Genomic DNA, 6,237 nt, shown 5'->3' with positions numbered 1-6,237 from the left:
TTGCGAAATCCCCCCCTTCTTTTCCTCCCCCCGCCCCAACAGGCGCTGAAAGCTTGCGGCATGCACCTCAAGGATACCGCCCCTCCCGATACTGCTCAGCAAGCTCGCGCAGCACCTCGCACACCCACTGCCCCGGCAGCGTCAGCGGTAATGCGGCATTCCGGCAAATGCCCACCGAGCCACCCGGCTCACGCACGCCAAGGTCAACCTCAGCCAGCTCCCCCCGGCGCAAATCCAGCAGAACCGCATCCCGCGGTGCCACCCACAGCGCATCACTCCCCAGCAGATAACGCCGGCTCAGCGCCAACGACAAAGTCTCAAGACGCTGCGCCGGCATCTGAATGCCGCACTGCACGAACAGGCTGTCGGCATGCTGGCGGATCGTAGTGCCCGGCGGTGGCAGCACCAACGGGTACTGGCCGACCCGCTGCCGCTCCACCAGTGCGATGGCAAGCAAGGGATGGCCAGGGCGCACCACCAGCGCCATGGACTCGCTGTACAGGTGCTCGAACGACAACCCCTGGATCTGCGGGCTGTCGGTCATGCGCCCAACCACCAGCTCCAGCTCACCCAGGCGCAGTTGCCCGAGCAGCTGCGCACTGACCCCGGTGACCACGCTGATCACCAGCGCCTCGTGACGCTGATGCAGGCGGCACAGCACCTCGGGCATCAGCAGCCCCTCGACCGTCGACAGCACGCCAATGCGCACCTGCGACGGCGCCCGCGCTTCGCCACGCAGGCTGCTGACGCCATCACGCAGCGCCTGCACGCTGGGCCCGGCGTAGCGCATGAAGCGCGTGCCAGCCGGGGTCAGCTCGACGCCCTGGCGGCTGCGCTCGAACAGGCGTGCTTCAAGCAGGTCCTCGAGCTCCTTGAGGGTCTTGGAAATCGCCGGCTGGCTGATCGCCAGAATGTCGGCAGCCCTGGCCAGGCTGCCCTGCCGGGCAATCTCCAGGAAACACAGCAGGTGACGGTACTTGATGCGGGTGTCGAGGTTCATGCCGGCAAGCTTACCGCATCGCCACCTGCGGCGTATCCGGGTCGCGCTGCTGGCGGCGGAACTGCCCGGGTGGCAGGCCATGGATCTGGCGGAAGCGCCGGGAGAAGTAGGCTTCATCGGCGAAACCACAGAGCCGCGCCACCTCGCCCACCGGGCGGCTGCCATTGAGCAAGTAGTTGCGCGCGGTGTGCATGCGCCGCTCCAGCACCAGTTCGCTGAAGGTCTTGCCGATTTCCTTGCGCAGCCAGTGGGTCAGGTAGGTCGGCGACAGGTAGGTGGCGGCGGCGACTTTCTGCAGGTTGAGGTCGGGGTCGTCGATGTGCCGACGCAGGTACTCGCTCATGCGGCCCAGTGCGGCTCGACGGCTGAGCTGGGCCGCATTGCTGTCAGCCAGTTCGCGCAGCGGCTCGGCGTACAGGCTGCAAACCTGGCCAATCAGTTGCAGCAACAGGCCCTTGAGCACTTCGCGGGTGCCGAAACGACGGTTGGCATCCAGTGCACGCATGCGTTCGAGGACCTGCCGCACCTCGGCGAAGTCGGGTTCTTCGAGGCAGAAGTCGAGATGCTCCTGGAAGCGGAAGGGTGACAGCTCGGGGGCCTGCAGGATCGACACCTCTTCCAGGTCCATCGGGTCGCAGGCCAGATGCGGCAGCAGGAACGTCTGGGAGAAATTGATCACCACGAAGTCGCTGTCGGCCGGGTGCGGGATCACATGCACCCGGTGCGGCAGGATGAAGGCCAGGGTGTTGCGCCTGAACGGGCGCTGCACGCTGCCGATGTGCTGCACCGTGTCGCCGCCGAAGTTGACCTGGATCTGGAAGTACTCGTGACGATGCGGCGCGGTCTCGGCGGGGCGGCCGCGCTGGTCGCGGATGTAGAAATCCATCAGCTCGCTGCGCTGCTGCATGACGTAGGTCGGGACCTCGCGCTTGGGGGGCATGGGCAATCTCCGGGTTGCGGGACTCTAAGTTGTACGATGTCCAAACTCTGCAATTTAAACCCTTCTGCAAAAACCTGCGCAACAGCAAATCCACGCAGCCCGCTAAAAACGCGACATACAGCAGAAAACCCGAGCAAAACCCCAACGGTGAGTTTTCTTGGACAGCGCAGCCCCGCCCCGCGCCCCGTGAAAAAAACGGTCTAAAACCGCCGTTGCATTCCCATTGTTGTACGACCACTTTAGAAAAGGGACTGCAGCCCAACCTCTACCAACAACAACAAACGAGGTCGACTCATGTCGAGCACGCCTACCCCCCGCGCCGCGTCGTCGTACGCGCTGGACGCGGCCCCCGCCCAGCGCCTGCCTACCCGCCGCCGCTGGTTCATGCTGTCGCTACTGCTGGTGGCGACCATCATCAACTACGTCGACCGGGTGAACATTTCCATAGCTGCGCCGTTCATGGCCAAGGACCTGGGCCTGGACAAGGTCGAGATGGGCCTGATCTTCTCCGCTTTCGCCTGGACCTACGCCCTGGCCCTGGTGCCGGCCGGCTTCATCGCCGACCGCTTCGGTTCGCGCCTGACCTACGGCGTATCACTGATCAGCTGGTCGGCGGTCACCGTGGCCCAGGGCCTGGCCAGCGGCTTCGCCTCGCTGTTCGGCCTGCGCCTGGCGGTCGGCGCCATGGAAGCCCCGGCCTTCCCGGCCAACAGCCGAGCGGTCACGGTGTGGTTCCCCGCCCGCGAACGCGGCATGGCCAGCAGCATCTACGTGTGTGGTCAGTACCTGGGCACCGCGCTGTTCACCGGCGCGCTGCTGTGGCTGGCGACCACCTACGACTGGCGCCATGTGTTCTACAGCACCGGCCTGGTCGGCATCCTGTTCGGCGTGGTGTGGCTGTGGCTGTACCGCGACCCGCTGAACTGCAAGAAGGTCAGCAAGGAAGAACTGGCCTACATCGAGCAAGGCGGCGGCCTGGTGAAAAGCAGCCAGGAACGTACCCGCTTCGACTGGCGCCAGGTCGCCGAACTGTTCCGCTACCGCCAGGTCTGGGCCATCTGCCTGGGCAAGTTCGCCAGCACCTCGGCGCTGTATTTCTTCCTCACCTGGTTCCCCACCTACCTGATCGAAGAGCGCCAGCTGACCTTGATCAAGGTCGGCATCTTCGCCGTGATGCCGTTCATTGGCGCCACGGTCGGCATCCTCCTCGCGGGGATCGTGTCCGACCTGCTGATCCGCAAGGGCTACTCGCTGTCGTTCGCCCGCAAGCTGCCGCTGGTGGTGGGCTCGATGCTGGGCATGTCGATCGTGCTGGTGAACTTCACCGACTCCAATGTGCTGTGCATCGCCATCCTCACCCTGGCGTTCTTTGCCCAGGGCATCGCCTCGGCGTCGTGGGCGGCGGTATCGGAAGTGGCACCCAAGGAACTGATCGGTCTCACCGGCGGGGTCACCAGCCTGGCGGCGAACATCGGCGGCATCGTCACGCCGATCGTGATAGGCGCCATCGTGCATGCCAGCGGCTCGTTCGCCATGGCGTTCTGGTTCATCGGTGGTGTGGCGCTGATGGGCACCCTGTCCTACTCGCTGCTACTCGGCAAGCTTTATCGCATCGAGCTGAAGACTGCAGCCTGATTCGAGGAATGAAAGGGCCGGCACAGGTTACTTGGATAGTCCAAGCCGACCCCGTTTTCGTCCAACTTTGCCGGCCAGCCTCTGACTTACGCTGGCCACTCCAGCACGGAGGATCCACCCATGACCTACCTGTTCAACCCGCCGGCCATCGTCAGCCTGCCGATCCGCGGCAGCGCTGCGCGCTTCCCGGTCGGCCGGGTGTTCTGCCTGGGCCGCAATTATCCATGGCCGGAATCCTACGGCCCGGCGCCACAGGAGCCAGTGTTCTTCATGAAGCCGGCGAGCAATGTGGTCGAAGCGCAGGGCGAACTGCCCTTCCCGCCGCAAACCGATGAGTTCTGCCACGAAATCGAACTGGTCGCGGCCATCGCCAAGGGCGGCGCCGACATTGCCCCGGAGCATGCCCTGGAACACATATTCGGCTTTACCGCCGGCCTCGACCTGACGCGTCGCGACCACCAGCGCAAGGCCAAGGCCGAGGGCCTGCCCTGGGAAGGTGCCAAGGTGTTCGAAGCCTCGGCACCGATGACCGCCATCGTCCCTGCCAGCGAATGCGCCTGGCCATTGGACGCAGCGCTGTGGCTGCACGTGAACGGCCAGGAGCGCCAATGTGCTCATCTGAGCCAGCAAACCTGGCCGTTGGCCGAGGTCATCAGCCGGCTGTCACGGCAGCTACCACTGCGCCCCGGCGACCTGATCATGACCGGCAGCCCGCCCGGTGTGGCACCACTGAACCCGGGCGACACGATCCACGCCGGTATCGATGGCATCGGCGAACTGCACCTGCGTGTCGGCCCTCGCCCTGCCGGCCAAACCGTCCACGCCGCCTGAACCTACTGGAGCCCCACATGAGCCAAAACAAGAAAGTCGCCCTGGTCACCGGTGCCGGCAGCGGCATCGGCCGTGCCGTCGCCCTTGCCCTGCTGGAGGACGGTTTCAGCCTGGTCCTCGCCGGGCGCCGCGCAGAACCGCTGCAAGCGGTGGTTGAACAGGCGCTGGCAGCGGGCGGTGAAGCCCTGGCCGTGCCCACCGATGTACGCGACGAGCAAAGCGTCGCGCAGCTGTTCGCCACCATCGAGGAAGTGCATGGCCGCCTCGATGTGATCTTCAACAATGCCGGCATCAATGCCCCCGCCGTGCCGGTCGACGAATTGCCGCTGGAGAACTGGCGCAACGTCATCGCCACCAACGTCGACGGGGTGTTCCTGTGCGCCCGCGCCGCCTTCGGCCTGATGCGCCGCCAGCAGCCACAAGGCGGGCGGATCATCAACAACGGCTCGATCTCGGCGCACACCCCGCGCCCGTTCACTGCGCCCTACACCGCCAGCAAGCACGCGGTGCTGGGCCTGACCAAGGCGCTGGCGCTGGACGGCCGGCCTTACAACATCGTCTGCAGCCAGGTGGACATCGGCAACGCCCTCACCGAGTTGTCCGAACGCATGACCCGCGGTGTGCGCCAGGCCAATGGCGAGATCGCCGCCGAACCGATGCTCGACGTGCGCCATGTGGCCGACGCGGTGCGCTACATCGCCGCGCTGCCGCTGGACGCCAACGTACTGAACATGACCGTGATGGCCAGCAACATGCCCTTCGTTGGCCGTGGCTGATCCCTGTTCCTGATGGAGTGACCGATGAAACCCGAAGTCCTGCAACTGAGCCCGATCCTCATCCCGCAAATCCGCGAGCGCCTGGAACAGCTGTTCTCCGTGCACCGCTACTACGAACAGGCCGACAAGGACGCCTATGTCAGCCAGCATGCCGACAAGATCCGGGGCGTGATCACCGGTGGCCACACCGGCATCAGCCAGGCACTGATGGCGCGCCTGCCCAACCTCGAAGTGATCGCGGTCAACGGCGTCGGTACCGACGCGGTGGACCTGGCCTATGCCCGAGATCGTGGCATTCAAGTGACCGCGACCATTGGCGCCCTCACCGAGGATGTCGCCGACCTCGCCATCGGCCTGCTGATCGGCTTGTGCCGTGGCATCTGCACCGGTGACCGTTTCGTTCGTGCCGGCCACTGGGCCACCAGCGCCACACCACTGGCTCCGTTGCCGCTTGCCCGTCAGGTGTCGGGCATGCGCGTGGGCATCATCGGCATGGGCCGGGTCGGCCGCGCCGTGGCGCAACGGGCGGCGGCGTTCGGTTGCCCGATTCGCTACACCGACCTGCAGGCGCAGGAGGTGCCTTATGGTTTCGAGGCGGATCTGGTGCAGCTGGCCAAGGACAGCGATGCGCTGATCCTGGCGGCGGCGGCCGACAAGGGCGAGGCGCTGGTCAACCGCGAGGTCCTACAAGCGTTGGGAACCGACGGGTACCTGATCAACATCGCGCGCGGCAAGCTGGTGGATGAGCCGGCGTTGATTGCGGCGCTCGAGGCCGGCGAGATTGCTGGCGCGGCGCTGGATGTGTTCGCCGATGAACCACGGGCGCCTGAGGCCTTGTTCGAGCGTGAAGATGTGGTGCTGCAGCCGCATCGGGCCAGTGCCACGGTACAGACCCGTACGCGCATGGGGGAGATGGTGGTGGCCAGCCTGGTGGATGTGTTTGCCGGGCGTAAGCCGCAAGGGTTGGTGAACTAGTAATCAGCAGTGAGGACGGTGAATGGCAAGCTGACAGCTAGGGTGCCTTGATTACCAAGTGTGAAGCACAGGCAGCCATT

Annotated in this window: 6 protein-coding genes; 4 read left to right on the top strand and 2 right to left on the bottom strand. The window is 65.3% G+C overall.

What is annotated here, in order from left to right:
• Positions 1-67 precede the first annotated feature (67 nt).
• Together pcaQ and ACLEJU_RS21360 are read right to left on the bottom strand one after the other, a co-directional pair.
• Positions 68-1,000, bottom strand: a complete 933-nt coding sequence (gene pcaQ / locus ACLEJU_RS21365; RefSeq protein ID WP_435425610.1) for a pca operon transcription factor PcaQ — start codon at positions 998-1,000, stop codon at positions 68-70.
• A gap of 10 nt (positions 1,001-1,010) precedes the next feature.
• Positions 1,011-1,940 (bottom strand): helix-turn-helix transcriptional regulator, encoded by a 930-nt coding sequence (locus ACLEJU_RS21360; RefSeq protein ID WP_435425609.1) that lies wholly within the window; start codon positions 1,938-1,940, stop codon positions 1,011-1,013.
• Between the two features lie 294 nt (positions 1,941-2,234).
• Here ACLEJU_RS21360 and ACLEJU_RS21355 point away from each other — a divergent pair, with 294 nt between their 5' ends.
• The 4 genes from ACLEJU_RS21355 to ACLEJU_RS21340 all read left to right on the top strand — a co-directional run bounded on the left by ACLEJU_RS21355 (position 2,235) and on the right by ACLEJU_RS21340 (position 6,157).
• On the top strand, positions 2,235-3,575 hold the full coding sequence (locus ACLEJU_RS21355; RefSeq protein WP_435425608.1) for an MFS transporter: 1,341 nt from the start codon (positions 2,235-2,237) through the stop codon (positions 3,573-3,575).
• A gap of 120 nt (positions 3,576-3,695) precedes the next feature.
• Positions 3,696-4,406 carry a fumarylacetoacetate hydrolase family protein gene (locus ACLEJU_RS21350; RefSeq protein WP_435425607.1) on the top strand — a complete coding sequence of 237 codons (711 nt, stop codon included), beginning with the start codon at positions 3,696-3,698 and terminating at the stop codon, positions 4,404-4,406.
• 17 nt (positions 4,407-4,423) lie between these two features.
• Positions 4,424-5,182: an SDR family oxidoreductase gene (locus ACLEJU_RS21345; RefSeq protein WP_313430649.1), complete on the top strand. Its 759-nt coding sequence runs from the start codon at positions 4,424-4,426 to the stop codon at positions 5,180-5,182.
• A 24-nt stretch (positions 5,183-5,206) separates the two neighbouring features.
• Positions 5,207-6,157: a 2-hydroxyacid dehydrogenase gene (locus tag ACLEJU_RS21340; protein WP_435425606.1), complete on the top strand. Its 951-nt coding sequence runs from the start codon at positions 5,207-5,209 to the stop codon at positions 6,155-6,157.
• Positions 6,158-6,237: the final 80 nt, after the last annotated feature.

The organism is Pseudomonas sp. SMN11 (genome assembly GCF_052041945.1).
Taxonomy (GTDB): Bacteria; Pseudomonadota; Gammaproteobacteria; order Pseudomonadales; family Pseudomonadaceae; genus Aquipseudomonas.
Note: the sequence above shows the minus strand (reverse complement) of the source record. Positions and strands in the feature narration are given on the sequence as shown.

Excerpts from the sequence above, each read along its gene's own strand:
- pcaQ (WP_435425610.1), bottom strand. The coding sequence starts at position 1,000 with ATGAACCTCGACACCCGCATCAAGTACCGTCACCTGCTGTGTTTCCTG.
- ACLEJU_RS21360 (WP_435425609.1), bottom strand. The coding sequence starts at position 1,940 with ATGCCCCCCAAGCGCGAGGTCCCGACCTACGTCATGCAGCAGCGCAGC.
- ACLEJU_RS21355 (WP_435425608.1), top strand. The coding sequence starts at position 2,235 with ATGTCGAGCACGCCTACCCCCCGCGCCGCGTCGTCGTACGCGCTGGAC.
- ACLEJU_RS21350 (WP_435425607.1), top strand. The coding sequence starts at position 3,696 with ATGACCTACCTGTTCAACCCGCCGGCCATCGTCAGCCTGCCGATCCGC.
- ACLEJU_RS21345 (WP_313430649.1), top strand. The coding sequence starts at position 4,424 with ATGAGCCAAAACAAGAAAGTCGCCCTGGTCACCGGTGCCGGCAGCGGC.
- ACLEJU_RS21340 (WP_435425606.1), top strand. The coding sequence starts at position 5,207 with ATGAAACCCGAAGTCCTGCAACTGAGCCCGATCCTCATCCCGCAAATC.